This is a genomic window from Moraxella sp. VT-16-12, from assembly GCF_002224245.2.
GTDB lineage: Bacteria > Pseudomonadota > Gammaproteobacteria > Pseudomonadales > Moraxellaceae > Moraxella.
The window spans coordinates 260461-285859 of the sequence record NZ_NKHK02000001.1 but is presented as its reverse complement, the minus strand read 5'-3'; the positions used below and the strand labels follow the sequence as shown (position 1 = coordinate 285859).

27 protein-coding genes are annotated in these 25399 nt (G+C 43.6%); 21 read left to right on the top strand and 6 right to left on the bottom strand.

Annotated features, from left to right (window positions below; translation table 11 throughout):
- Nucleotides 1–4 precede the first annotated feature (4 nt).
- Entirely contained in the window at nucleotides 5–1501 is a 1497-nt protein-coding gene (locus CEW93_RS01365) for a sodium:alanine symporter family protein (protein ID WP_089539400.1), read from the bottom strand.
- 234 nt (nucleotides 1502–1735) lie between these two features.
- Here CEW93_RS01365 and CEW93_RS01360 point away from each other — a divergent pair, with 234 nt between their 5' ends.
- Complete coding sequence (locus CEW93_RS01360; RefSeq protein WP_089539399.1) at nucleotides 1736–3490, top strand: M61 family metallopeptidase; 1755 nt, start codon at nucleotides 1736–1738, stop codon at nucleotides 3488–3490.
- On the opposite strand, the gene CEW93_RS01355 is transcribed toward CEW93_RS01360, so the two are convergent.
- The 4 genes from CEW93_RS01355 to CEW93_RS01340 form a co-directional block, all read right to left on the bottom strand.
- Nucleotides 3455–4084 (bottom strand): pseudouridine synthase, encoded by a 630-nt coding sequence (locus tag CEW93_RS01355; RefSeq protein WP_255503882.1) that lies wholly within the window; start codon nucleotides 4082–4084, stop codon nucleotides 3455–3457. The two genes, CEW93_RS01360 and CEW93_RS01355, sit on opposite strands and share 36 nt — an antisense overlap.
- A 60-nt stretch (nucleotides 4085–4144) precedes the next feature.
- Nucleotides 4145–5875: an OmpA family protein gene (locus CEW93_RS01350; RefSeq protein WP_089539398.1), complete on the bottom strand. Its 1731-nt coding sequence runs from the start codon at nucleotides 5873–5875 to the stop codon at nucleotides 4145–4147.
- 203 nt (nucleotides 5876–6078) lie between these two features.
- On the bottom strand, nucleotides 6079–7881 hold the full coding sequence (locus tag CEW93_RS01345) for an OmpA family protein (protein ID WP_089539397.1): 1803 nt from the start codon (nucleotides 7879–7881) through the stop codon (nucleotides 6079–6081).
- Between the two features lie 107 nt (nucleotides 7882–7988).
- A complete protein-coding gene (locus CEW93_RS01340) occupies nucleotides 7989–8558 on the bottom strand; it encodes an FxsA family protein (RefSeq protein ID WP_089539396.1) in 570 nt (189 codons plus the stop codon).
- 124 nt (nucleotides 8559–8682) lie between these two features.
- Here CEW93_RS01340 and ruvC point away from each other — a divergent pair, with 124 nt between their 5' ends.
- The 19 genes from ruvC to argB all read left to right on the top strand — a co-directional run bounded on the left by ruvC (nucleotide 8683) and on the right by argB (nucleotide 24427).
- Nucleotides 8683–9270, top strand: coding sequence for a crossover junction endodeoxyribonuclease RuvC (gene ruvC, locus CEW93_RS01335; protein ID WP_089539405.1), 588 nt, complete (start codon nucleotides 8683–8685; stop codon nucleotides 9268–9270).
- A gap of 146 nt (nucleotides 9271–9416) precedes the next feature.
- Nucleotides 9417–10721 carry a solute carrier family 23 protein gene (locus CEW93_RS01330; RefSeq protein ID WP_089539395.1) on the top strand — a complete coding sequence of 435 codons (1305 nt, stop codon included), beginning with the start codon at nucleotides 9417–9419 and terminating at the stop codon, nucleotides 10719–10721.
- A gap of 136 nt (nucleotides 10722–10857) precedes the next feature.
- Nucleotides 10858–11343 carry a peptidylprolyl isomerase gene (locus tag CEW93_RS01325; RefSeq protein ID WP_089539394.1) on the top strand — a complete coding sequence of 162 codons (486 nt, stop codon included), beginning with the start codon at nucleotides 10858–10860 and terminating at the stop codon, nucleotides 11341–11343.
- 347 nt (nucleotides 11344–11690) lie between these two features.
- Nucleotides 11691–13916 (top strand): NADP-dependent isocitrate dehydrogenase, encoded by a 2226-nt coding sequence (locus CEW93_RS01320; protein WP_089539393.1) that lies wholly within the window; start codon nucleotides 11691–11693, stop codon nucleotides 13914–13916.
- Between the two features lie 185 nt (nucleotides 13917–14101).
- Nucleotides 14102–14620, top strand: coding sequence for a GbsR/MarR family transcriptional regulator (locus CEW93_RS01315; RefSeq protein WP_089539392.1), 519 nt, complete (start codon nucleotides 14102–14104; stop codon nucleotides 14618–14620).
- Nucleotides 14621–14728: 108 nt separating this feature from the next.
- Nucleotides 14729–15160 (top strand): hypothetical protein, encoded by a 432-nt coding sequence (locus tag CEW93_RS01310; RefSeq protein WP_089539391.1) that lies wholly within the window; start codon nucleotides 14729–14731, stop codon nucleotides 15158–15160.
- 41 nt (nucleotides 15161–15201) lie between these two features.
- Nucleotides 15202–15690, top strand: a complete 489-nt coding sequence (locus CEW93_RS01305) for a hypothetical protein (RefSeq protein ID WP_089539390.1) — start codon at nucleotides 15202–15204, stop codon at nucleotides 15688–15690.
- Entirely contained in the window at nucleotides 15677–16057 is a 381-nt protein-coding gene (locus tag CEW93_RS01300) for a DoxX-like family protein (RefSeq protein ID WP_089539389.1), read from the top strand. Before CEW93_RS01305 ends, CEW93_RS01300 begins: the two co-directional genes overlap by 14 nt.
- Nucleotides 16058–16066: 9 nt before the next feature.
- Nucleotides 16067–16543 carry a DUF2269 domain-containing protein gene (locus tag CEW93_RS01295; RefSeq protein WP_089539388.1) on the top strand — a complete coding sequence of 159 codons (477 nt, stop codon included), beginning with the start codon at nucleotides 16067–16069 and terminating at the stop codon, nucleotides 16541–16543.
- A gap of 36 nt (nucleotides 16544–16579) precedes the next feature.
- Complete coding sequence (locus CEW93_RS01290; RefSeq protein ID WP_089539387.1) at nucleotides 16580–17476, top strand: TIGR01777 family oxidoreductase; 897 nt, start codon at nucleotides 16580–16582, stop codon at nucleotides 17474–17476.
- Between the two features lie 36 nt (nucleotides 17477–17512).
- On the top strand, nucleotides 17513–18340 hold the full coding sequence (locus CEW93_RS01285) for an NAD-dependent epimerase/dehydratase family protein (RefSeq protein WP_089539386.1): 828 nt from the start codon (nucleotides 17513–17515) through the stop codon (nucleotides 18338–18340).
- A 251-nt stretch (nucleotides 18341–18591) separates the two neighbouring features.
- On the top strand, nucleotides 18592–19758 hold the full coding sequence (gene metK, locus CEW93_RS01280; RefSeq protein ID WP_089539385.1) for a methionine adenosyltransferase: 1167 nt from the start codon (nucleotides 18592–18594) through the stop codon (nucleotides 19756–19758).
- 87 nt (nucleotides 19759–19845) lie between these two features.
- A complete protein-coding gene (locus CEW93_RS01275) occupies nucleotides 19846–20178 on the top strand; it encodes a DUF3144 domain-containing protein (RefSeq protein WP_089539384.1) in 333 nt (110 codons plus the stop codon).
- A 209-nt stretch (nucleotides 20179–20387) separates the two neighbouring features.
- Nucleotides 20388–21428 (top strand): ribosome small subunit-dependent GTPase A, encoded by a 1041-nt coding sequence (rsgA, locus tag CEW93_RS01270; RefSeq protein ID WP_089539404.1) that lies wholly within the window; start codon nucleotides 20388–20390, stop codon nucleotides 21426–21428.
- 145 nt (nucleotides 21429–21573) lie between these two features.
- Nucleotides 21574–21993, top strand: a complete 420-nt coding sequence (locus CEW93_RS01265) for a rhodanese-like domain-containing protein (RefSeq protein ID WP_089539382.1) — start codon at nucleotides 21574–21576, stop codon at nucleotides 21991–21993.
- Between the two features lie 80 nt (nucleotides 21994–22073).
- A complete protein-coding gene (grxC, locus tag CEW93_RS01260; RefSeq protein WP_089539380.1) occupies nucleotides 22074–22334 on the top strand; it encodes a glutaredoxin 3 in 261 nt (86 codons plus the stop codon).
- 27 nt (nucleotides 22335–22361) lie between these two features.
- On the top strand, nucleotides 22362–22796 hold the full coding sequence (gene secB / locus CEW93_RS01255) for a protein-export chaperone SecB (RefSeq protein ID WP_089539379.1): 435 nt from the start codon (nucleotides 22362–22364) through the stop codon (nucleotides 22794–22796).
- 204 nt (nucleotides 22797–23000) lie between these two features.
- On the top strand, nucleotides 23001–23465 hold the full coding sequence (dut, locus tag CEW93_RS01250; protein WP_089539377.1) for a dUTP diphosphatase: 465 nt from the start codon (nucleotides 23001–23003) through the stop codon (nucleotides 23463–23465).
- Nucleotides 23466–23533: 68 nt separating this feature from the next.
- A complete protein-coding gene (gene argB / locus CEW93_RS01245; protein ID WP_089539376.1) occupies nucleotides 23534–24427 on the top strand; it encodes an acetylglutamate kinase in 894 nt (297 codons plus the stop codon).
- 46 nt (nucleotides 24428–24473) lie between these two features.
- Here the strand turns inward: argB and CEW93_RS11060 are convergent, their stop codons facing one another.
- Entirely contained in the window at nucleotides 24474–24845 is a 372-nt protein-coding gene (locus CEW93_RS11060; RefSeq protein WP_370511928.1) for a Slam-dependent surface lipoprotein, read from the bottom strand.
- A 255-nt stretch (nucleotides 24846–25100) separates the two neighbouring features.
- Here CEW93_RS11060 and CEW93_RS11055 point away from each other — a divergent pair, with 255 nt between their 5' ends.
- Nucleotides 25101–25325 (top strand): pentapeptide repeat-containing protein, encoded by a 225-nt coding sequence (locus CEW93_RS11055; protein ID WP_370511927.1) that lies wholly within the window; start codon nucleotides 25101–25103, stop codon nucleotides 25323–25325.
- Nucleotides 25326–25399: the final 74 nt, after the last annotated feature.

Here is a 25399-nt window from a genome sequence, read left to right as displayed (position 1 = left end):
TTTTCTACCAAATCCCTGATTTGACCTTATCTTTCATGACATCATGCTCATCTAGCCTAAACACTGGCTCTTGACTGCCTGCTTTGAGCTGTTTGGTGTAGTCCTGCACCAAAGCAAACACATATTTTGACAACAGCACAATCGCCATCAGGTTAATAATTGCCATCGTTCCCATGGTCAAATCGCCCATATCCCAAACAACTTCCACCTTGGTAACCGCCCCAAAATACACAAAGCCAAGCACCAAAAGACGAAACACAACAATAACCGCTGGGTGGTTTTTCAAAAACTGCATATTGGACTCAGCATAAGCATAATTACCAATGATGGTAGAAAATGCAAACATAAACAACATCACCGCCAAAAAGTGCTGACCCCAACCGCCCACGTGCATTTCAAGAGCTTTTTGAGTGATTTGCACGCCTGTCAAATCCGTAGCACTATCTGGCATTGCCAACAATATCACAAATGCCGTACACGAACAAACAATGATGGTATCTACAAACACCCCAAGCATTTGTATCACACCTTGCTCCACAGGGTGCTTAACACTGGCAGCGGCTGCCGCATTGGGGGCAGAACCTTGACCTGCTTCGTTGGAGTACAAACCCCGTTTAATACCCAACATCATCGCCTGCGAGATGAGCGAACCAAACAAGCCACCGCCTGCTGCTTCAAAGGTGAATGCCTTTTGAAAAATCAGCCCAATGACCGCAGGCACATTGGCAACATTGGTGATGATGATAAACGCCGCCACCAACAGATAAATGAACGCCATCACTGGCACAATAATCTCAGCAATTTTTGACACACGAGCAATCCCCCCAAAGATGATGGGAGCGGTCATAATGACCAACATTGCCCCAACCACGTGCTTGTAAATCTGCCAATCACCTTGACAAGCATCGCTTGCTCCTGTACAGCCAACGGCTGATTGCAGTGCTTGGGTGATGGTGTTAGACTGAATGGACTGGTAAACAAAACCAAAGCAGACAATGAGTGCCACAGCAAATACCACACCAAGCCATTTTTGCCCCAAGCCTTGCTCTATGTAGTAAGCAGGACCACCCCGAAATTTACCAGTTACAGGGTCTTTGATTTTAAATAACTGTGCCAAACTAGACTCAGCCAATGCCGAACACATACCAATCAGGGCAATCAGCCACATCCAAAACACCGCTCCTGCACCGCCCAAGCTAATCGCTATCGCCACGCCTGCAATATTTCCCACACCCACACGACTTGCCAATCCTGTGGCAAACGCCTGAAATGCGGTAATACCTTGCCCATCATGCCCCTGACGGCTACCCAACATCGTCTTGATACTTCGCCCAAACAGTCGCACTTGGGCAAATCCTGACCCTATTGTAAAAAACAGTCCAATCCCCACCAATAGCCACACCAACACGTCCCACAGGGGGCTATTTAAGGATTTGACCACGCAATGCAAGCCTTCTACAAAGCCTGCTTCTGCACCACATGAAAATGGATTGTCATACATTACAAACCGCTCCTAAACCAAAATAATCGCCACACAAAATAAAAGCAACACAATAACCGCTTGTGTTGCCTGTCGCCTGATGGCAATGGGTAAACCGCCATTATAAAATAATGCGGTTAATTATACACGATTTTTTACAGTTGAGTTACATTTACGCATATTAAGACATTCACTTTTTTAGACAAAATGGCATTTTATCGTTAAAATATTCCCATTTATCAGTCAGGAAAAATCATGACCGCCCCATCTTATCATCTAAGTTTTGACAAATATTATGACCATCTGGTGCGTGTTCACCTAGAATTTATCGCTCCTATCGACCATGTTCGCTTATGGTTGCCCACTTGGATAGCAGGCAGTTATTTGGTGCGTGAGTTTAGCAAGCACATCGCCCAAGTCAGCTATGTCATCAATAACACACACCATATCGCTCAAAAAACAAGCAAAAACACCTACGTCCTGCCCCACACCCACCAACATGATAAAGTTAGTGTGCATTATGATGTGTACTGTCATGACTTGTCTGTGCGTACTGCTTTTGTGGACAGCACACGTTTGTTTGGCAATTTTACTTCTTTGCTGATGATGGTGTCGTCATTAGAACAAAATTTGTGCAATATCACTTTATCCGTGCCTAAGGCTTTTTTACAAAAAAATCCCAACGCCACCCTTGCCATTGGATTGCCTTATGACACACACACTCATGATGATGGCGTGGATTTTATTTTAAATAACATCGCCGCTTTTGACAGCTATGATTATCCTTTTGAAATCAGTCAGCAGACGTATTTTGATTTTAATGTCAAAACAAACGCTCGCCCCGTTCATCACCGCTTTTTTATCACAGGTCGCCACAATACCAACATACACCGCCTAAGCGATGATGTCCAGATGATTTGCCAAAGTTATGTAGATTGGCTGGGTGATGTGCCATTTGATGATTATACCTTTATGACTGTGGCGACAGGGAGTGAATATGGCGGACTAGAACACATCAGCTCCACCGCACTTATCACCCCACGCACTGATTTGCCAAGTATCTTGGAACAAGACGAACCGTCAGCAGATTATCAGCGATTTTTGGGCTTGTGTAGCCATGAGTATTTTCATGCATGGTGGGTCAAATCAGTACGCCCTGATGTGATGATGGATAATGATTTGACTGCCGAAAGTTATACGCCACTTTTGTGGGTATTTGAAGGCTTTACAAGTTATATTGATGACTTGATGCTGCTGCGTGCTGGGGTCATCAGCAAAGACAGCTACCTAAAACTCATCACCGCTCAGCTCAACCGCTACGCCCAAACCGATGGTAAAGCACATCAAAGCGTGGCAGAGTCTAGTTTTGATGCTTGGATAAAACTGTATCGCCCTGACGAAAACACCACCAATCAAAGCATCAGTTATTATAACAAGGGGGCTTTGGTCGCTCTTATCTTGGATTTGATGTTGATAAAGCACGGTCATCGTTTGTTTGATGTCATCAAGCATTTTTATGACTTATCAAAACACACATCAAACAAACGCTATGGGCTGACCACCGATGAGCTGGGCAAAGTCATCAGCAAGATGATGGGGGCGGACAATTGGCAAGATTTTTATGACAATTACATCATTGGCACAAAAGATTTACCCATTCAAACACTATTAAGCCCCCACAACATCACCATCATCACCAAAGACCGTGCAAAACAATGGGGCATGACCTATAAAGATGACCCCCTTGGGCTAAAAATCAGTCATTTACAACGTGATAGTGTCGCCAGTCGTGCAGGACTGTCTGTTGGTGATGTCATCATCGCCATAGACAGCATTAAAGCCAGCAAAGACCAACTAAATCGCACCATTGCCCTGACTGGCGATGATATTTGCGTTCATGTTTTTCGCCGTGATGAACTGATGGTATTTGATGTCAAAGCAGGTAAGCTGTCAAGACATAGCGAATACTTCCTATCAGGTGATGGTGGTGCGTGGCTTGATTTTGGGTAAAGGTGGGTGGCTGATGAGCTTGTTGGGATTGACCGCCAAGCGAACAAACTGCCCCACACCCAGCTCCCCAAGTGTCCATATACCCACCTGATGGCGAATAAGGCGTAAGCATGGCAAACCCACATGAGCGGTCATTCGCCGAACTTGGCGGTTTTTACCTTCAAAAATGGTGATGGACAGCCACGCCGTTGGTATGGTTTGACGCTCTCTGATGGGCGGTTGTCTTTGCCACAGAGCAATAGGGAGCGTGTCTAGCACTTTGACAATGGCAGGTAAAGTCTTGCCATCTTTTAGGGTAACGCCTGCTCTTAAAGCATCAATTTGTGCTTGTGTGGGGATATTTTCCACTTGAACAAGATAAGTTTTGCCCCATCTTTTATCTGATTTTGGCGTGGTGATGGCATGGTTAAGCCGACCATCATCAGTCAAAACAAGCAAGCCTTCACTGTCTTTATCCAGTCGTCCTGCCACCCTTAATGTTTTATCATCAAAAAAGTCCGCCAATGTTGCCATATTTTCATGGTCTTTGCGAAACTGGCTATGCACACCATAAGGTTTGTTAAACAAAATCACACTTGCCATCATTTTTCTCATTTAAAACGCCATAAAAAATCCAAACGACTAATCATGACCGTTTGGATTTGCGCCACATGATTACTTGGCATCAGCTTGTTTGGCAGGTGCTTCGTCAGTTTTGGTGGCATCGCTGGCGTTGGCATTTGCATTAGCGACAGCTTGACTGTTGTCAGCATTGCCCACGGCAGTTATCGTGCCATCTTTTTCAATGAGCGTAAATTCAATACGGCGGTTTTGGAAACGCCCTTGCTCGGTGGCGTTAGATGCCACAGGCTCATCAGAGCTTGCCCCAAAAATCTCAATCTGTTCATTTGGCACGCCCTTAGACACCAAATACTCACGCACCGCATTGGCACGGCGTTCAGAAAGTTTTTGGTTATAAGCATGGTTGCCCTTGTTGTCAGTATGACCAGTGATTTTTAGGCGAGCTTTTGGCAAGCTGGTCAATTTGGCTGCTGCTGTATCCAAAATCACTTTGTTTTCATCAGGGACAGCATGAGACGCTGTGGCAAAGTTGATGATTTGTAGGTTAAGTGCTTCTACCACATCTTCGGCAGTTGCCGTCTCAGTTAAACTGTCTAGGGCAGTTTTGGCAGACTCTAAGCTGGTTGTTACCGCCGTTTGAGCGTCAATCTGTGGCTCAGCTTCCACCACAAAATCACTTGGCACAATGCCTTTTACGCCATCAATGAGTTTTTGCAAAGCCACAGGGTCGGTAGAATTTAGGCGAATGTTTTTGTCATTAACGGTCAAACTGGCATTTGGCACGCCTTTCATCAGCCCAAAAATCGCAGGCAAATGCTCACCAACTGGCAACATATCAGCATGCTCTTTTGAAAAATTTAGCTCACATTTGTCCGTTGCACCAAACACGCCTGCCAATGCAGTGCGAATGGACGCGAACACACCTTCACCACCTGCTTGACCTTGACAAGCATAAACTGCATTACCTGCTTCATCAGTAGATAGGCTAAATGTGGCAGGTTTTGCGTTTTCTGGGGCAACACTTGCAGGAGCTTCTTTGGTGGCAGGTGTGTCAGCAGGTTTTGCCACAGGTGCAGGCTTGTCTTGACAGCTACGTAACAGTAGCCAAATAAGACCTGCCAAAATAATAAGACCAATGATGGGCAATAAGCTCTTTAAAAAACCACCGCCTTTTTTGGCAGTTTCAGCCACTTCATGACTGACATTGGATGTTGCAGAGCTGACACCACTTGCCACAGAACTGACAGCACCTTTTGCCCCATCAGCAACATTGCTTGCCAAGTTACTTGCGCCCGTTGCCAAATCTGATACCGCATCTTTGGCGGTGCTTGCCACAGAACCTGCCACGCCTGCAATGCCAGCCAACAAACCCATTGGCAATAATGCTGTCGCCCAGCTTGGCAAAAGAGCCACAAAATCTTCTAATTTATCTTTTAGGTAGGCAGAGATAGAACCAGTACCTGCCAAACCTTTAAACTGTTCAAGCACCAAGGGTGTGGCAGTTGTGAGTGTGGCACTGGTGGTGCTTTCAGGCAAATGATACTCTTTGGCAAGCTCGCCTGTCAGTAGTGGCACTTGTGATTTGCCATGCTCATCTTGAAGCAATGTATCCAACAGTTTTTTGCCATCGTGTGATGCATCTGCATCATTTTTAATCAATGATTCTACACGCTCAACTGCTGACTCATCTGACAAACGAGCCCCCAAAATCCCATAGATGGAAGTCAAAAGCTGTCGCTTGCTCTCATCATCACCTGTATGATGTTTAACAAGCTCCAAAACTTTGGGGGTGATGAGCTGATGAAGTTGTTCAATAATGTTCATGACAAAATTCCCTAACTAAAACAGATGCCAAATACCACGCATCTTTATACGAAAAAATACCAAACACAAATCAGATGAATGATTAATCACACATCAAATACAGTTTGACAGTTAAGATGTATTGTCGTTAATTTGACCGCAGAAAAAAAGAGCTGGCAACAATAAATAACAAAAACTCACATAAAACACATAAAGCCCAAGCGTTATTTGCGAATCTCATAAGATGGTCCACGCATGACCCCATCAGAACCAATGGACGTCTCTGACAGCTCCAACAGCTCTTGGGGAATGTTGCTATTTGTATGTGCTGCATTGGGCGTGCTTGGTTCAGGCAATGTTTCTGATGATGCACTTGTTTCACCATCTACATCACCCATCTCATAAGCAGGTGGTGTGTGCTGTGGCACAGGGGCAGACTGAGCAGAACTCTGCACAGGCTCAGGCAACATGGCAGGGGGCATGCCATTAACAGGCATGGGGGCTACTGCATCGCTTGGCACATAAGGGGCAGATTCTACCATTTGCGGGCGTTCGTAAGGGGCAGGGGTGGTGGTAGCTATCTTATTGGTCTTATCAGATAACATGGTCATCATCGCTTCATCAAACACCAAAAACTCCACACGGCGGTTTTTAAATTGCCCAGTTGCAGTTACATTATCACTGATGGCAAAAGCATGACCCACGCCTTTGGCGACCAACTGAGATTCAGGCACACCCGATTGTACCAAAAAATCTTTGACCGCTTGGGCTTGGGCTTGGGAAAGTGCCACATTTGCCGTGCCATCAGGATTATTGGCATCTGTGTGGCTGGCAATGATAAGTTTGATGGTGGGATTTTGGATAAGTTTTTGAGCAAACAACCCAAGTGGGGCATGATACTGAGCGGGCAGTTCGGTCGTACCATAAAAATCCAAATGCTGTAAATTAATCGCTCGCACCAACTGATATGGTGTTGATGTGGCGGTTAGGGCGTTGATGGCGTCTGTTGCTTTGGCAATGCTGGCATTGATGGCACCTGCCCTATCCAAAGGCGGTACTGCTTGTACACTAAACTGTGGTGCAAGCAAACCAATGTCGCCCACCAGACGATTTAAAACGTCTGTTTTTGGGTGATTGACCATGATTTGCCCACCAACAATCTCAATGCTGGTAAAAGCTTCTGATTTTATCATTGCAATGATACTTTCTAAGCGTTCAAGTCCCACCAACGATGAGCCAAAAGCACTGTCTATGTCAATGATACAATCCACTTGACCGAAGTTTTTTTGCACAATCTGCATGAACTGTGCTTGTAAGGCATTATCCCCCACTTCCGCCAAACAGCCATACAATGTGCCATTTTCGCCTGTGGTTAAAAGCAGACGTGGTGGATTGAGCGTGCTGTTTGGTGCATTTTGTGTCGCCACAGGTGTTTCTTTGTTGGACTGATACACATACCAAGCACCCATTGACAGCCCCACCAGTGTTGCTAATGCCAACACACCCAACCCCCAAGCGATTGGGCTTGTTTTTTTGGGTTTATGGTGCGATGGTTTGATGTGTGCGGTCTGTTTACTAAGTACTGTCTCGTTCTCATCATGCTCATCTGACTGCTCATCATCACTCGCCCCGTCATCACTAACGTCATGAGAATAAACAAATTGACTGCTGATAAACTCGCCTGCCCATGCTGGCAAATACAAAGCACTGACACCCAAGCCTAACACATATTGCCAAGACTGACCTTCAAGCAGTCCTGACAACTCCGCCATCATCATGGGCGTGGCTTGGTTGAGTTGTGTGGATAGGTCATGGGGCGACACATGAAAACTGCGTGATAAACGCTTGATGAGAGCTTGTGTCTGCTCCCCCCAAAGACCCAAAATATCCGTCTGTTTAGACACATCAACGTCAGTCTGTGCCATGTGGCAGACACTTAGTGCATAATACTGCTTTAACAAATCAGCCTGAACATCTTCGCCTAAATTTGGCGACACCAAACCGTGCAAATATTGTACAATATCCATCAAACAACTCGCTATATTTTAGTTCTATTATAGCGTATTTTTAAGCAAAAAAGGCGTGGGCTGTCTTGCCTGATACGCCTTTTGTCGCCTTTATGCATCAACACTCATCAGTCGTCATTGGCGGATTTTTGTTTGATTTTGGATTGCCCATCAATCACCGTTCTTTGACCAAAACCACCAAAACCGCCTTGTCCAAAGGGGTTGCCTTGTCCAAAAGGATTGTTTGGATTGACATTTGCTCCCATGTTACCAAACATACCTGTGCCACCCATTTGTTTTGCCATCATTGCCATCATTTTTTCTTGATTATTCATGGCATAATTTTTGGCTTTATTGGTCAAAATCTTTTGAATGGCAGGCAGTAGGATTAATAATGCCCCCACATCGGTCAACAACCCCGGTAGCAAAAACAGCACTCCCGCCAAACCTGTGGCGATAGATTTGGTAATCACGTTTTCAGGGGGCTGATTGGCAGGATTTGGAATGGTGCCGTTTTTCATTTGCTGAGCCATTGGGTTTAGCGTGCCAACAGTTTTTTTAATCAAACCAATGCCAATCACAGCCGCCACAATAAACCAAATAAACACCAACCAACCGCTAATAAATTGAGCAATCAGATACCAAAGCAACATCTCAATGATGAACCAAACCAGTGCAATGCCAACGACCACGCCCATAATTTTTCCTTAACTTAATACAAATGATGAATTTTGACATAAAATAGGTTATAATTCAATGTTTGTTCAAATGCTAATTTTTCAAGGCTTTGAACGTAATTTATCTTTAATTTTTGGCAAAATCATGACTTTGATTATCGGCATAGACCCCGGCTCACGCATGACAGGTTACGGCGTTATTCGTGCCGTAGGCGACCATTTGACCTTTTTGGATGCAGGTACGATACGCACTGACAGCACCGAGATGCCCAAGCGGATTAGTCAGATTTTTGGGGGAATTGCTCGGATTGTACAGCACTACCAAAAATACCATGATGAGCCAATACATTCTGCCATTGAGCAAGTATTTATGGCAACCAATCCTGATTCTGCTTTAAAACTTGGTCAAGCTCGTGGGGCGGCGATTGCTTCTTTGACTGCACAAGGTTTGACCGTATCAGAATATACCGCTCGTCAGATAAAACAAGCCGTCTGTGGCTATGGGGCGGCAGATAAAGAGCAAGTTACTGCCATGGTATGTCGCATTTTGGCTTTGGAAGTGATTCCACAAGCGGACGCATCTGATGGTTTGGCGTGTGCGATTTGTCATGCTCATTCTAGCCACTCCATGCACAAACTGCTTGGCAACACCGCCTTAAAAGGACGCTCTGCCAGCAAAAAAAAGGGGCGATGGCGACTGTCTGAAAGTGATTTAATTATTCCCAAATCCTAAGCGATGATTGTTAGTTATCGCTTTTTTTGGGCTGATGATTTTTAGATTTATCATGATGGGATTTATGGATATTTATAATTTTCATTCACATCTTTGATTTAATAAAACACCACACAGTTATAGTAAAGCACAATAAAGGTAAAAATATGTCTTGGTTTCCCAAATTTTCTGCCTATCAGGGCAATATTGCCACCAATCCTGTCAAAACACACGAATATCTGCCACCCACCCAAACCATCATGCTTGGCATTCAGCACGTCCTTGCCATGTTTGGGGCGACCGTGCTTGCTCCGATACTGATGGGCTTTGATGCCAATCTTGCCATCATGATGAGCGGAATTTGTACGATTTTATTTTTTGTGATGACAGGTGGACGAGTACCAAGTTATTTGGGGTCTTCCTTTGCGTTTATTGGTGTGGTGGCAGCGGCAACCGCTCACGCCACAGGCTCTGGGGCAAACCCCAATCTTGGTGTGGCGTTGGGGGGCATTATTGCCTGCGGTGTGCTATACGCCATCATTGGCTTTGTGGTGATGGGCACAGGCACTCGGTGGATTGAGCGACTGATGCCCCCTGTGGTAACAGGTGCGGTGGTCATGATTATCGGTCTTAATCTTGCCCCTGTAACTGTATCAACGGTTGCAGGCAAACCATTTGAGCTTACCATGACTTTGGTAACTGTCTTATGTATGAGTGGTATTGCCGTCTTTGCCAAAGGTTTTATCAAACGGCTGTTGCTACTTTTAGGATTGGTGCTTGCTTATGTGATTTATGTGATTGTTACTAATGGTCTTGGCATGGGTTCGCCCATTGATTTTGCTGTGATTGGGCAAGCAAAATGGTTTGGCATACCAAATTTTTCATCCCCTGTTTTTGATGTCAATGCCATGCTGATTATCGCCCCTGTGGCATTTATTTTGGTGGCAGAAAATTTGGGGCACATCAAAGCCGTTGGTGCGATGACGGGCGAAAACCTCACCCCACAACTGGGGCGGGCATTTGTGGCAGATGGCGTGGCAACGGCGTTATCGGCTGGCGTGGGTGGCACAGGCATGACCACTTATGGTGAAAACATTGGCGTGATGGCAATCACTCGGGTTTATTCCACCTTGGTATTTGTGGTGGCAGGGGCGTTTGCCATTTTGCTTGGACTGTCGCCTAAATTTGGTGCATTAATCCAAACCATTCCCAGTCCTGTACTGACAGGAGCATCCATTGTGGTGTTTGGGCTTATCACCATTGCAGGGGCAAAAATCTGGATTGATAATAAGGTGGATTTTTCAGACAACAAAAACCTGATGGTCGCCGCCGTTACCATCATTCTTGGCACGGGCAATTTTGGTTTGATGATTGGTTCGTTTGATTTGGGTGGCATTGGCACAGCAACCTTTATGGCAATATTTTTAAATTGGGTGCTTGGTTTACAAAAACATGATAATCAAGCGACATAAATGACTTTTGTCAAACGCATCGTTCATCTACCTTTAAAGATAACACATGACGAAAATGATAAACTTTGTTATAATACGCCGGTTTTTGGTGTCTTAGGCAACAAAAACATTTTTATTATTTTATAGGAATTATTTTATGACAGTCATCGCACAAGATACCGTGGTAAAATTTCATTATACTTTGACCAATGATGCAGGTGAAGTGCTTGATAAATCAAAAGATGCACCCCTTGCCTATCTGCATGGTCATCACAACATTATCCCCGGTCTTGAACAACAACTGCTTGGCAAAAGTGCAGGCGACAAATTCACCGCCACCATCGCCCCTGCTGATGCTTATGGTGAGTACCTTGCCGAAGCAGTGCAGGAAGTCCCCCGTGCCAACTTTCAAGGCGTACAAAACATTGAAGCAGGCATGCAGTTTCAAACCCAAACTGATGATGGTCATGTCATGCTTGTTACTGTCAAAGATGTGTCTGATGATGTCGTTGTTGTAGATGGCAATCACCCCCTAGCAGGTGTTGCTTTGACCTTTGATGTGGAAGTGGTGGACGTGCGAGCTGCTACTGATGAAGAGATTGCTCATGGTCATGCTCACGGTGAAGGCGGTCATCACCACTGATTTGCCATGACAGCTTTTGACAAAAACCCAAACATCGCTTTGGGTTTTTTGCTTTTAATCACCAACCAACTTTTTTATCATTATCATTACCCGCATAAAGCCGTGGCTAAATCATAAAATTTAGATTATGTTTGCCATTTTATTTAAAAATAATACTTGACTTAGTTCTTAAAAAAAGTTAGGAAAATCATTAAAAATATGGCATAATAAGTCTTATTTTTGGTTAATTGTGAACATTTGTTTATTTTTATATTGTCAAACAAAGAAGCTCAACGCCATCAAAATAACCACGAACACCTATTGCAAAAGAATTTGCAACATTTCCACCATCTAAACTTGGAGTTTTTATGAGCAAATCTACCATTGTTTATACTTATACCGATGAAGCCCCAGCCCTTGCCACGCATTCGCTACTACCCATCATCAAAGCATTTACCAAAAGCTCAGGGATTGAGTTTGCTGTCAGCGACATTTCTTTGGCAAGCCGTATTTTATCGCAATTTCCAGAATTTTTAAAAGAAGACCAACAGCAAACAGATGCTCTTGCCGAGCTTGGCGAGCTGGTTACTCGCCCTGATGCCAACGTCATCAAACTGCCTAACATTTCAGCCAGTATGCCCCAGCTACTTGCCACCATCAAAGAGCTACAAGATGATGGTTATGGGATTCCTGATTATCCCACCAACGCCCAAACAGACGAAGAAAAAGACATTCAAGCTCGCTATGACCGTGTCAAAGGCTCAGCGGTAAACCCCGTGCTGCGTGAAGGCAACTCCGACCGCCGTGCTCCCAAAGCAGTCAAAAACTTTGCCAAAAAATTCCCCCACTCTATGGGTGCATGGTCAAAAAGCAGCAAAACGCACGTCGCCACCATGAGCGATAACGACTTTTTTCACAACGAAAAATCTGTTACTGTGCCTGATGCCACCACCGTGCGTATCGTCTTTACTGACAAAGATGGCAACAGCCACGACCTAAGAAAGCCCCTAGCCCTAAAAGCAGGTGAAATCCTAGATGCCACCTTTATGAGCAAAAAAGCGTTGGTTGAGTTTTTGGACGAACAAGTAACAGACGCCAAAGCCAAAGACGTGCTATACAGCCTACACATGAAAGCCACCATGATGAAAGTGTCTGACCCGATTATCTTTGGTCATGCGGTCAAATCATTCTTTAAACCTGTGTTTGATCAATATGGTAAAGAGCTAGAAGCAGTTGGCGTGAATGTCAATAACGGCTTTGGTAATTTACTTGCCAATTTGGACAAATTAGAGCCAAATGTCAAAGCTGACGTAGAAGCTCTGATTGCTGACACTTATGCCAACAACCCTGATGTGGCGATGGTGGATAGCGACAAAGGCATCACCAATCTACACGTCCCATCTGATGTCATCATTGATGCGTCTATTCCTGCGATGGTGCGTACGTCAGGTCAAATGTGGAACAAAGACGGCAAACAACAAGACACCAAAATTATCATTCCTGACAGCACCTACGCCCCCTTGTATCATGCGGTGGTAGAGTTTTGTAAAGAGCATGGTGCGTTTGACCCCACCACTATGGGCACAGTGCCAAACGTGGGCTTGATGGCTCAAAAAGCAGAAGAATACGGCAGTCATGACAAAACCTTTGAAATCACCGCTGATGGTAAGGTAGAAGTGATTGACGAACAAGGCAATGTTCTACTTAGCCACGATGTAGAAGCTGGCGACATTTGGCGTGCCTGTCAAACCAAAGACGCCCCCATCAAAGACTGGGTAGGTTTGGCAGTCAAACGAGCTCGCCTATCTGACACGCCTGCGGTGTTTTGGTTAGATGAAAAACGTGCTCACGATGCCCAGCTGATTAAAAAAGTCAAAGCCTATCTTGCCGAGCTCGATACTGATGGATTAGAAATTCACATTTTGCCACTGGTAGAAGCGACCAACTTTACCCTACAACGCCTAAAAGACGGCAAAGACACCATCGGTGTTACTGGTAATGTCATGCGTGATTATTTGACTGACCTGTTCCCCATCTTGGAGCTGGGTACTTCTGCCAAAATGCTCTCTATTGTGCCACTCATGAACGGTGGCGGTATGTTTGAGACAGGAGCAGGTGGCTCAGCACCCAAACACGTTCAGCAGTTTAATAGCGAAAACTATCTACGCTGGGACAGCTTGGGTGAGTTTTTGGCGTTGGCGGTGTCTTTGGAGCATTTGGCAGAACGTGAAGGCAACAACAAAGCCGCTGTACTGGCAAGCACCCTAGATAAGGCCACCGAAGAGCTACTACTCAACGACAAATCGCCACAACGTAAACTTGGCTCGCTAGATAACCGTGGCAGTCATTTTTATTTGGCTTTGTATTGGGCAAACGCACTAGCCAAGCAAACAGACGACAAAGCCTTAGCTGATGAGTTTGCTCCTATTGCCGCTGCTTTAAATGAAGCTGAAAACCAAATCGTCAGCGAGCTAAACGGCGTACAAGGTAGCCCTGTTGAGACCGAAGGCTACTACTTTGCCAATCGTGAGCTACTGGATAAAGCCATGCGTCCAAGTACCACCTTTAATGAGATTATCGCCAAACTTGGCTAACCCATCTCACAAATACCACCTAGCGATAGGTGGTATTTTTTATCAAAAATCAACATCACCAATTTAAAGTTATTTTGTTTGACTTACAAATCATCAATCAAGTAATATGTTTTAAATTTCACTCTTGACAGAAATATCAAAAATATATAAACTAAACTCATCTTTGTGCCAAGCACCAAACTCTTATGAAACTTAATCCCACCACCGAAAAATTTGTGCTACATTGGGGCGAAATGGGCAGCAAATGGGGTGTCAATCGCACCGTCGCCCAAATCCACGCCCTACTGTATCTAATTGGCAAGCCGATGAATGCCGAAGAGATTGTGGAAACACTTGGTGTGGCTCGCTCTAATGTTTCTAATAGCATTAAAGAGTTACAAAGCCTAAATTTGGTGCAGACCACCCACATTTTAGGCGACAGACGCGATTATTTTACCACCAATACTGATGTGTGGGCATTGGCTCGTGTCATCATGGAAGAGCGTTACAAACGTGAGCTTGCCCCAACGGTCGCCTTTTTAGATGAGCTGATACACTCACCAGAGTTTAGCCACGAAAACAAAGAAGTACAAGGGCGTATCAAAGACACTCATCTGTTTATGGAGAGCATTTCTACATGGCTTAATGAAATCATCAAGCTCTCCACGCCCACACTCGCCAAACTTTTAAAACTAGGCACAGCCGTACAAAAGTTTTTAAAATAACCCAAAAATCATACACAATGCGTCATTGCGTGTGGTTCTAGCAAATATTAAAAATTTTAATCATTTATTTCTGTATTTACAGAAATTTATAAATAAAAGGACAGTTAAATGGACACTAAGCTCCACCAAAACAACTCTGCTTTATTTATCATCATCGCTTATACCATATTGGGTGTGCTTGTGGGGACACTGCTTGTTTTTGGGGTTACGCTGATCATCAATATCATCAATGACAGACTGATTGATACCTTGCCAGACACCTTGGCTTTATTGCCTTTATTTTTGTTGTTTGGGGCAATACTTGGGGGCGTGCCTGCTTTATTGACAGGCATGGCGGTGGCATACAGCAAAAGACTCAACCATCACAACATACCTGCCATCATATTACAGCCAGCCGTTATCAGTTTTGTCATCAGCTTACTATGTGCGTTAGTAGTGTGTTTAAGCCATCTGCACGCATTAGAAGCACTCACAACAAGTTTGATGTTTGCCTGCGTGGGTGGATTTTCAGGATTTGTGGTGAGCAGATTTATCAAATAATCCCACATAAACAACCTTAACTACACTTATCAGGACACACCATGAAAAAAGAAACAAGACGTACGCACAAAAACAGTTTTTCTTATCCAATATATGTACCTTTGGCTTTTGTTTTGCTTGGTGGTTTTATTGGTGGGTGTATCATTGGTTTAATAAGCAGTATCATGGCAATATCTAATTTTAACAACATAGATATTTCCTATCTTTTTATGGTGGTTATCTTTGGTGTCTTTGGCATTGTTTTTGGTTTTATTCCTGCTTTATTGATGGGGGTTTATGTGGCTTATCGGCGGTTTATTATTGTTGATTGGCATGATTATGTGCATTTATATGTTGTTGGCACATTCATATCAGCGATTTATTTTTTGTGTTGGTCAAATATGGCATTAAATGAGCCATCTGATATGGCAAAACTTTGGGCAATGGGTTCTATTGGTGGCATATCTGCCATGCTGATTGGTAAATTATTTATTCCAAAAATCAATCCAAAAGATTTTAACACATCAAAGGAACATCATGAAACCGCCTAATTATTTATATCATTCTCTTGCCCTATTGTGGTTATATAGTGGTATGATTTCTTTGCATTATCAAGACATTGGTATTGATTTATTGGCACATATGGGGTTTCATCATCAATTTTCTTTATGGTTATTATATGGTGCGTCATGTTTGGACATATTATTTGCCATACTCATCATGACAAAGCTGCGTCAAACGCCTTTATTGTGGCTGATACAGCTCATCTGCGTGATTACTTATAATGTGTTGATATTTGTTTTTCTACCAAAAACATTATTGATAGAGCAACTCATACACCCTTTTGCCCCAATCATGAAAAATCTGCCCATCATGGCAATGTTATTGTATTTGTATCAATATCATCAAACGACATAAGGAACACAGATGGACAGTTTATTGCTTTATCAGTTTGTCAAAACTTTGCACATTTTATCTGCGGTCATCATCACTGGCACAGGGTTTGGCACGGCATTTTATTTGTTTGTGGTCAATCGCAGTGGCTCTGTTTCTGCTCAATCGGTGGTCAGCTACTGGGTGTGCAAGGCAGATTTTTGGTTTACCACGCCTTGTGTGATTTTTCAGCCCATCTCAGGGGTGTGGCTGATGTCAAAACTGGGTATCCCTTGGTCAGCGACATGGATTTGGGTGAGTATTGGGCTGTATTTATTTGTTGGTATGTTGTGGCTGCCTGTGGTATGGTGGCAACTACAAATGAAAAACATCGCCAAACACGCCTGCGACACAAGCAGTACACTACCCCAAAGCTACTGGCAATACGCCAAAAAATGGGAGCTGGCAGGCTATCCTGCGTTTTTGGCAGTCGTGGTGATATTCTTTTTAATGGTCATCAAACCAATGTAAGCATTTAAATTAACCATGATAAAAATAGGAGTAATGATGAAAATTTTAATCACAGGTGGCAGTGGGTTTTTGGGTCAGCGACTGAGCATGGCGTTGTTAAATTTAGGGCATCAAATCATTTGGGTAAGCCAAAATCCAAGTAGCATCACACCGCCCAAAAACATCAAAGTCATTGATTACCAAACGCTTAGGGGCTTTAAAAAGCCCGTAGATGTCATCATCAATCTGGCAGGAGCAGGCATCGCCGACAAACGATGGAGCAAAACCAGAAAATCCGAGCTACTAAACAGCAGAATTTTGCCCACGCAGGCGGTTTTGACATACATCAATCAGCTTGATACTAAGCCAAAACTGCTCATCAGCAGTTCAGGTCTTGGCTATTATGGCACGGCAAAGCACTCGGTCATCTTTGATGAGCACAGCAAGCCAAACACAGAAGATTTTGCTAGCAAGCTATGCCAAACATGGGAAACTTTGGCACTCACCGCCAACACGCAACACATCGCCATCATTCGCACAGGTGTGGTACTGGACAATCATGGCGGCATGTTAAAACAGCTTTTACCTGCGTTTAAGCTGGGCTTGGGCGGGCGACTTGGCACAGGCGAGCAGTCATTTAGCTGGATAAGCGTGCGTGATTGGGTTAATGCCATCATATTTATCATACAAAAAAATATCAATAGCACCCTACCTGCACATCAGTTTTATAATCTGACCAACCCAAATGCCATGACCAACCACAGCTTTACTTTGGCTCTTGGTCAATTATTAAAAAGACCCACCTTGTGTCATTTACCGTCTTGGCTTATCAAACTGCTTTTTGGTGAAATGGCAATATTGTTGATTGATGGACAACGTGTTTATCCCAAACAGCTATTAGAGCTTGGATTTACATTTTATGATAATGACCTAAATTTTTTAAAAACGTCTTAGGATATGGTATTTTTTCATGATAATCTATTAACACCGATGAATGTTTTATTATTTGGTCATACAGGGTTTATTGGCAGGCATATTTATCATGCCATCAAACCATTATTTAATGTCAAAACCCTATCCTCACGCTCATTGGATTTTAATGAGCCAACTATCATGCCTGATTTGTTTGCTGGCATTGACCTTGTCATCAATGCCATTGGGGTGATGAGCGATGATAAACGCATGGAAACCATCCATCACCATACCCCCAAACAGCTTGCCACCATCGCCAAACAGCAAGGGGTCAAACGCTGGATAAACCTATCTGCATTAGGTGCAGACAGTCAGCATCCCATTGGGTTTTTGGGCAGCAAAGGGCGTGGCGATAAAGCCATTCTTGATTTGACTGATGATGATTTTAAGGTCAGTATCATACGCCCATCACTGGTATTTGGCAAAGGCGGTGCCAGCACCAGATTGTTTGTAACCCTTGCCAAGTTGCCAATTTGGATACTGCCTAATGACGGTCGCTTTATGATACAGCCCATTCACATTCATGATGTTTGTTTGGGTGTTTTAAACATCATCACTCATCATAAAAATGGCGTGTATGATTTTGTTGGCAAGCCCATTTTATTAAAAGAGTATTTAAAAATTTTGGCAAATAATTTTTATCACAAACAGCCAACAATGATTTTACCCATCAATAGTTATCTTGCTCAATGTTTATTATCTATCATACATCCACTTTTAAATAATCCTTTATTCAATCCTGATAATCTTACCTTATTACAAAATAGTCAGCTCATCAATCATCAAATCATGACAAAGGTATTAGAGCGTGAGCTGACAGATATGGATAATTTTTACTTTGACTAAAATTTTAATGAACGTCATTCATCCTTGATTGAAAATATTTTTTTGTTTATCAGCCCTTTTTTAATAAAAATCATGTATAATTCACCCCCAAATATCTACATAAATGATAGATATTCTCGCCTTACGATTTTGGGCATTGCCTGTTCTGTCAAGCCTAGATTTGCCATTTTATCGTTTTATCTTTCATCAAGGCAAATGATGAAAAGCCACCAGAATGTCGTAAGTTTTTTAATTTAAATTGTGAAAATCCTATGAATTATCAACTATTTACCTCAGAGTCTGTCTCAGAAGGACACCCCGACAAGATGGCAGACCAAATCTCTGACGCTCTGCTTGATGAGATTTTAAGCCAAGACAAAGACGCTCGTGTGGCGTGCGAAACATTGGTAAAGACAGGCGCGGTGGTGCTGGCCGGCGAGATTAGCACGCACGCCAACATAGACGTAGAAGCCATCGTTCGCCGTACAGTCAATAAAATCGGCTATAACCACAGTGATTTGGGCTTTGATGGCAGCAGCTGTGCGGTGATTAACATGATTGGCAAACAGTCGCCTGAAATCGCCCAAGGCGTGGACAGACAACGCCCAGAAGACCAAGGTGCAGGCGACCAAGGCTTGATGTTTGGCTATGCCTGCAACGAAACCGATGTACTCATGCCTGCTCCCATTGAACTGGCTCACCGCCTAATGGAGCGTCAAGCCAAACTGCGTAAAGATGGCACACTGCCTTGGCTACGCCCTGACGCCAAAGCTCAGGTAAGTTTGCGTTATGATGACGCTCATCGCCCACTTGCCATTGATGCTTTGGTGCTCTCCACTCAGCACGCCCCAGAGATTAGCCAAAGCGACTTACACGAAGCGGTGATGGAAGAGATTATCAAACAAGTAATCCCTGCTGAGCTTTTGCACGCCGGCACCAAATATCACATCAATCCCACAGGCAAATTTGTCATCGGTGGACCTGTGGGCGACGCTGGCTTGACAGGGCGTAAAATCATCGTAGATACCTACGGCGGTATGGCTCGCCACGGTGGTGGGGCATTTAGTGGCAAAGACCCATCAAAGGTTGACCGTTCGGCAGCTTATGCGGGGCGTTATGTCTCCAAAAACATCGTGGCAGCAGGGCTTGCCGAGCGTATTGAAGTGCAAGTGTCCTACGCCATTGGTGTGGCTGAACCAACTTCCATCTCAGTCAATACCTTTAATACTGGCAAAGTCTCCAATGATGAAATCATTCGCCTGATTCGTACCCATTTTGACCTAAGCCCCTACGGCATTACTCGTATGCTAGATTTACTGCAGCCAATGTATGAAGTTACCGCCAGTTACGGGCATTTTGGTCGTCATGGCACAGACCACGCCTTTACGTGGGAAAAAACTGACAAGGCAGACATCTTAAAAGCGGATGCTAAGTGGTAGTTTGCCATCACATCAAATAAAAGCCAGTCTGTGATTGGCTTTTTTAATCATATCAAGCCAACCTATTTTTAAATTTTAGGAAATACCATGACAACCATCAACGAGCAAATCAGCGAAAACACCGCCCAACTTCCCACTGATGCCAACGCTTTTTTTGAGCGTGCGGACAGCATCATCACCCTTGCCAACAGTCAGCTATCACCAAACTCACACGCAGGTCAAGTGGCCGCCAGTCTCACCTATGCTGCTGCTCGTTTTGCGGTATCTGCTGCCAGTATTGGTTTTGTCAAAGGCGATGACTTTGCCAAAGAAAAAGCGGACATCATTGAGTTTTATACCAAGCAATACCAAAAAATGCTTGCCGACAATATCGATGACTATGCTCAAAATTTTAAGAAATATACAGGGATTACAAAGTGATTACCCAAACTTGGTTATCATCAATTGATTGGTTTTTGTATTTTACTTAGATTTATGGCGCTGATTTATGAATGTTTAATGATGCGTCATGATTTATCTTACTTTTAATAGGCATTATTTGATGAATGGATAGCTCATAAAACATATTAAGACTTGGCAGGGCTATTTTTTTGGGCTACAATCTTTTTAAATTTGCACCCAATGATGTCATGACTTTTATCAAAAAACGTAAACTCACCCAAAACCAAACACGCCAAATCCAAAAAAATCACCAAAGCATTGATGATGGCGTGCTTGCCACAGGGGTGGTCATCTCCCACTTTGGCAAACAGCTAGATGTGCAAACAACCATACCACCAAAAACCACAAACAGCACACAAACAGGTGATGTGTGGCGTTGTCATGCTCGCACCACGCTACCGCCCTTGACGGTTGGTGATGTTGTGGGTTTTACCACCGATACCACCACAAACACAGGCGTGATAGAGTCCGTGTTGCCACGCACCACGCTCATTGCTCGTCCTGACCGTTACCACAAAATTAAACCTGTTGCCAGCAATATTGCCATGCTTGTGGTGGTGTTTGCCCCTCTGCCCAAACCTGCTACCGAATTGATAGACCGCTATTTGCTGATTAGTCGCTTATCAAATGTAAATCCATTATTGGTATTAAATAAAGCAGACTTGCTTGCCGAGCACCCTACCAGTCTTAAAATTTTACAAGAATATCAATCACTTGGCAAAAAATATCACTTTGATGTCATCACCACATCTGCCAACGAACAAATAGGTCTTGATGAGCTACGCCAGCATATTGATGGTAAATTGGTCATTTTTGCAGGACAATCAGGGGTTGGAAAATCCAGTTTAATCAATCACTTATTACCCCACGCCATGCAAGCAACCAACATCATCTCACAAAACTCACAACTTGGTCAGCACACCACCACCACCAGCCGACTGTTTGCTTATGACCCTGCTAATCTTGATAAAGGGGGCATCATAGACAGCCCCGGCATTCGTGAATATGGCATTTGGCACCTACAAAGTAATGACATTTTAAAAGGTTTTGATGAGCTCAATGATTTGCATGGGCAGTGTCAATTTAGAGACTGTAATCACAGCCAAAGTGCTAAGGGCTGTGCCTTTTGGCAAGCGGTGGCAGATGGCAAAGTGCTATCACGGCGAGTGGAAAGTTTTAATACCTTGGTTGCCGAAGCAAACCATCACCCCAAAGCCAAACATTACTAACTATTTCATACTCAACGTAATTTTGAAAAACAACTGCCATTATGTTGCCAAATCATTACCTATTTGTAAAATGTGTTATCAACTCTCAACACACCCGATGATTTTAGGGTATAATAAATAGTTTGTACACAGCTTTGGAGTAAATGTGGAACGCTGGTTTGAATTTATGGGCAATCACCCCATATTATTTGGGATTTTATTTGTGCTTGCCATCATGTTTTTTACCTTAGAAAGCAAAAGAAGTGGCAAAAAAGTTGCTCCCAATGCCTTAGGTATGCTCATGAACAATGAAAACGCCCAAGTCATTGATATTCGCCCTGCCAAAAAATTTGCCACAGGACACATTGCAGGCTCTCGCAACATTCCTTTTACCGAGCTTAAAACCCATTTACCTGAGCTACAGACCATCACCACACCCATCATATTTGTGTGCGATATGGGCATGCAAGCGGGCATGGCAGTACAGCTTGTGGGCAAACCCAATGCCATGCGACTAGAAGGCGGTATCATCAACTACCAATCATCAGGACTGCCCTTAACCACACCAAAAACTGCCAAAAAATAGCACCTTTTTATTACTGATGTTTTAAGTTGAATTCATGATTTAGGGCAGTTATAATAACAGTTTGTGTATAGGAAACTTTTATGAAACCCGTAACCATCTACTCAAAAGCCACTTGCCCCTACTGCATTAGTGCCAAGCGACTGCTTGACCAAAAAGGCGTGGCTTATACAGAGATTGATGTTTTTGGCATGAGTCAAGCTGAAACAGACGAAGTGGCGGTTAAAACCAATCATTACCGCACCGTGCCAAAGATTTTTATCGGTGATACGTTCATCGGTGGTTTTAGCGACCTTGATGCCCTAAACCGCCAAGGCAAACTTGATGAACTGTTAGCCAACTAATTTTCCATTCACCATTAGGAGCAATCCATGTCAGATGAACAAAACGCCCCACAGCTTGGTCTTGAACGTATCTACGTTAAAGACATCTCGCTAGAAGTGCCTAGTGCCGAAGTATTCACCAAAGAATGGCAACCTGAGCTTGACATTGGTCTGACCACCGCAAGTTCTGACCTTGATGAAGACCACAAAGAAGTCGTCCTAACTGTCAATGTTACCGCCAAAAATGCTGGTAGTACCGCTTTTGTTGCCGAAGTTCAACAAGCAGGGATTTTTGTACTACGCAACATCCCAGAAGCTGATATGCCACATCTGCTCAATGCCTATTGCCCAAATGTGCTTTTCCCTTATGCTCGTGAAGTCATCAGCGACATTGTTGCTCGTGGCAGTTTCCCACAGCTGTTGCTTGCCCCTGTTAATTTTGAGCAAGCATTCTTGCAAAGCCAAAACGAAGGCAACGCTTAATACTTACCATACACAGCACCCAAAAATCATGTGGTTTTTGGGTGTTTTTGTATCAAACACACCAACCAATAACAACCAAAACCAGTTGATGTTTTAACTTTTATCACCCATTTATTAGCAAAACTTATGGATAGAAACATCAAAAATTTGATGTATTTTATCAATCTTTAAACAATCATCATCAATTAATCATCAGGGCAAATCATGAACAGCGTTCAAGTTAAAATTTTAAATCCAAAAATCGGTACAGACCCCAATTTTCCCCTGCCCACTCGTGCCACCGATGGCTCAGCAGGCATTGATTTGCGTGCGTGCATTGATGAGCCGATGGTCATCCGTGCAGGACAGACCTGTCTTGTTGGCACAGGGCTTGCTGTTTATATTGCCAACCCAAATTATGCAGGGATGATTTTGCCACGTTCAGGGCTTGGGCACAAACACGGCATTGTTTTAGGCAATCTGGTGGGTCTGATTGATGCGGATTATCAAGGTGAGCTAATGGTGTCGCTATGGAATAGAAGTGATACAGACTTTACGCTAAATCCTGCCGAACGTATGGCTCAATATGTGGTTGTGCCTGTGGCTCGCCCCAGCTTTGATGTAGTTGATGAATTTAGAGACAAAAGCGAGCGTGGTGCAGGTGGTTTTGGCAGCTCTGGAATAAAATAAAACGTATTTTGATAAATTTACCATCAACACTCCCATCCAATCAAAAATCTCATGAACAGGAAAAAATCATGCAACACAAAGCCCTAACCCTTGATGAAGCCAAACACACAGCAGAAGTCATCACCACCGCCCTGCCTTATATTCAGCGTTATAAAGACAAACTTATCGTCATCAAATATGGTGGCAATGCCATGACTGACCCTGTGCTTGAAAGCTCATTTGCTCGTGATATTGTGCTATTAAAAACCGTGGGCATTCACCCTGTGGTGGTGCATGGTGGTGGTCCGCAGGTGGATACTTTAATGGCACAGCTTGGGCGCGAATCTGACCGCATTGATGGCATGAGAGTTACTGATAAGGCAACCATGGACGTGGTGGAGATGGTGCTTGGTGGCTCGGTCAATAAATCCATCGTCAATCTCATCAACAAGCATGGCGGTCGTGCCATTGGTTTGACAGGTAAAGATGCCAATCTCATCAAAGCCACCAAACTTGCCATGAATGACAAAGACGGCAACCCCATTGATTTAGGGTTTGTTGGTGAAGTTGCCCACATTAACACAGACGTTATTGATATGCTGATTCATAGTGATTTTATTCCTGTGATTGCCCCATTAGGTGTGGATGCAACTGGTGAAACTTATAACATCAACGCCGACCTTGTGGCAAGTCGTGTGGCAGAATTTTTAAACGCCGAACGCTTGCTACTACTCACCAACATCAAAGGCGTACTGGATAAAAACGGCAACGTACTCACCAGTTTATCGCCCACAGATGTGGATAATCTTATCGCAGATGGCACCATTAGCGGTGGCATGATACCAAAAATCGCAGGTGCGTTAGACGCCGTTAAAGCAGGGCTAAGAAGTGCCACCATTGTAGATGGGCGAGTGCCACACGCTTGTTTGCTAGAAATTTTTACCGAAGAAGGGGTGGGAACACAGATTTTAAGAACTGCCTAAACTGACAAATAAAAAGCCAAGCATTTCACTTGGCTTTTTTGATACTTTATTGCTTGGTTGCCCCAAAAGCACCACCTGCTTCCAGACCTGTTTTAACATTTTTATGATAAAACACGCCCGCCATCTCTTGGGCATCATCTCCAAAAAACGCTCCTGAAATTTTAGTATCTTGATGATTGCCTGAAAAAGTACTTCCTTGAATCTCACCAGCAACCTGCAATGTTGTCCCCAAAGCCGACAGTAAACCTTTTAAAGATTTTTCACCAAAATTCACTTCAAATGATGATTTACCTGAGTGATACTCATTACGACAAACTAACTCATCATTACAACTAGCCACCAAACCGCCTTCATATTTTGCTACGCCTGACTTTGGCATATCAACCGTACGATTGCCTTGATAATAGGCATATTCCATGCGAGACCGAGCATAATCATCAATCAGACCATAGCTGACATGGTTTAAATTATAGGTATGTTTATCCACACCAGCATAATCTCCTACTGCACCCAAACTAAATTTATGTCCATTGATAATCAGTGTTTTTATATCTGATACATTAGGTATTTCTTTGAGCATATCCTCAGAAACACTTTGACCTTTTGGCTGAGCGATGACTTGACCGTATTTAGTGGTCTTTAACTTTGATGGCGGGGTAATATTTTCATTTAAATCATTAGTATTTGTGTTATTGTTCTCAGGAGAGCCATTCTCAGGAGAGCCATTCTCAGGAGAGCCATTCTCAGGAGAGCCATTCTCAGGAGAGCCATTCTCAGGAACGTTGTTGTTTGCTCCATTATTTGTTGTATTGTTATTCACCGTAGGCTTGCTATCCAACAACGCATCTCTAACAACACCACTACTGCCAGAGCCACCACCGCAAGCAGTCAACAATGAACCAACCGCCAATGTTAATACGCCAAGTGCATGTTTTTTCATAAAATCACTCCATACTAAGTTACATTTTTATA

Coding starts and splice junctions, on each gene's coding strand:
- CEW93_RS01365 (WP_089539400.1), bottom strand. CDS start 1,501: ATGTATGACAATCCATTTTCATGTGGTGCAGAAGCAGGCTTTGTAGAA.
- CEW93_RS01360 (WP_089539399.1), top strand. CDS start 1,736: ATGACCGCCCCATCTTATCATCTAAGTTTTGACAAATATTATGACCAT.
- CEW93_RS01355 (WP_255503882.1), bottom strand. CDS start 4,084: ATGAGAAAAATGATGGCAAGTGTGATTTTGTTTAACAAACCTTATGGT.
- CEW93_RS01350 (WP_089539398.1), bottom strand. CDS start 5,875: ATGAACATTATTGAACAACTTCATCAGCTCATCACCCCCAAAGTTTTG.
- CEW93_RS01345 (WP_089539397.1), bottom strand. CDS start 7,881: ATGGATATTGTACAATATTTGCACGGTTTGGTGTCGCCAAATTTAGGC.
- CEW93_RS01340 (WP_089539396.1), bottom strand. CDS start 8,558: ATGGGCGTGGTCGTTGGCATTGCACTGGTTTGGTTCATCATTGAGATG.
- ruvC (WP_089539405.1), top strand. CDS start 8,683: ATGACTTTGATTATCGGCATAGACCCCGGCTCACGCATGACAGGTTAC.
- CEW93_RS01330 (WP_089539395.1), top strand. CDS start 9,417: ATGTCTTGGTTTCCCAAATTTTCTGCCTATCAGGGCAATATTGCCACC.
- CEW93_RS01325 (WP_089539394.1), top strand. CDS start 10,858: ATGACAGTCATCGCACAAGATACCGTGGTAAAATTTCATTATACTTTG.
- CEW93_RS01320 (WP_089539393.1), top strand. CDS start 11,691: ATGAGCAAATCTACCATTGTTTATACTTATACCGATGAAGCCCCAGCC.
- CEW93_RS01315 (WP_089539392.1), top strand. CDS start 14,102: ATGAAACTTAATCCCACCACCGAAAAATTTGTGCTACATTGGGGCGAA.
- CEW93_RS01310 (WP_089539391.1), top strand. CDS start 14,729: ATGGACACTAAGCTCCACCAAAACAACTCTGCTTTATTTATCATCATC.
- CEW93_RS01305 (WP_089539390.1), top strand. CDS start 15,202: ATGAAAAAAGAAACAAGACGTACGCACAAAAACAGTTTTTCTTATCCA.
- CEW93_RS01300 (WP_089539389.1), top strand. CDS start 15,677: ATGAAACCGCCTAATTATTTATATCATTCTCTTGCCCTATTGTGGTTA.
- CEW93_RS01295 (WP_089539388.1), top strand. CDS start 16,067: ATGGACAGTTTATTGCTTTATCAGTTTGTCAAAACTTTGCACATTTTA.
- CEW93_RS01290 (WP_089539387.1), top strand. CDS start 16,580: ATGAAAATTTTAATCACAGGTGGCAGTGGGTTTTTGGGTCAGCGACTG.
- CEW93_RS01285 (WP_089539386.1), top strand. CDS start 17,513: ATGAATGTTTTATTATTTGGTCATACAGGGTTTATTGGCAGGCATATT.
- metK (WP_089539385.1), top strand. CDS start 18,592: ATGAATTATCAACTATTTACCTCAGAGTCTGTCTCAGAAGGACACCCC.
- CEW93_RS01275 (WP_089539384.1), top strand. CDS start 19,846: ATGACAACCATCAACGAGCAAATCAGCGAAAACACCGCCCAACTTCCC.
- rsgA (WP_089539404.1), top strand. CDS start 20,388: ATGACTTTTATCAAAAAACGTAAACTCACCCAAAACCAAACACGCCAA.
- grxC (WP_089539380.1), top strand. CDS start 22,074: ATGAAACCCGTAACCATCTACTCAAAAGCCACTTGCCCCTACTGCATT.
- secB (WP_089539379.1), top strand. CDS start 22,362: ATGTCAGATGAACAAAACGCCCCACAGCTTGGTCTTGAACGTATCTAC.
- dut (WP_089539377.1), top strand. CDS start 23,001: ATGAACAGCGTTCAAGTTAAAATTTTAAATCCAAAAATCGGTACAGAC.
- argB (WP_089539376.1), top strand. CDS start 23,534: ATGCAACACAAAGCCCTAACCCTTGATGAAGCCAAACACACAGCAGAA.
- CEW93_RS11060 (WP_370511928.1), bottom strand. CDS start 24,845: ATGGAATATGCCTATTATCAAGGCAATCGTACGGTTGATATGCCAAAG.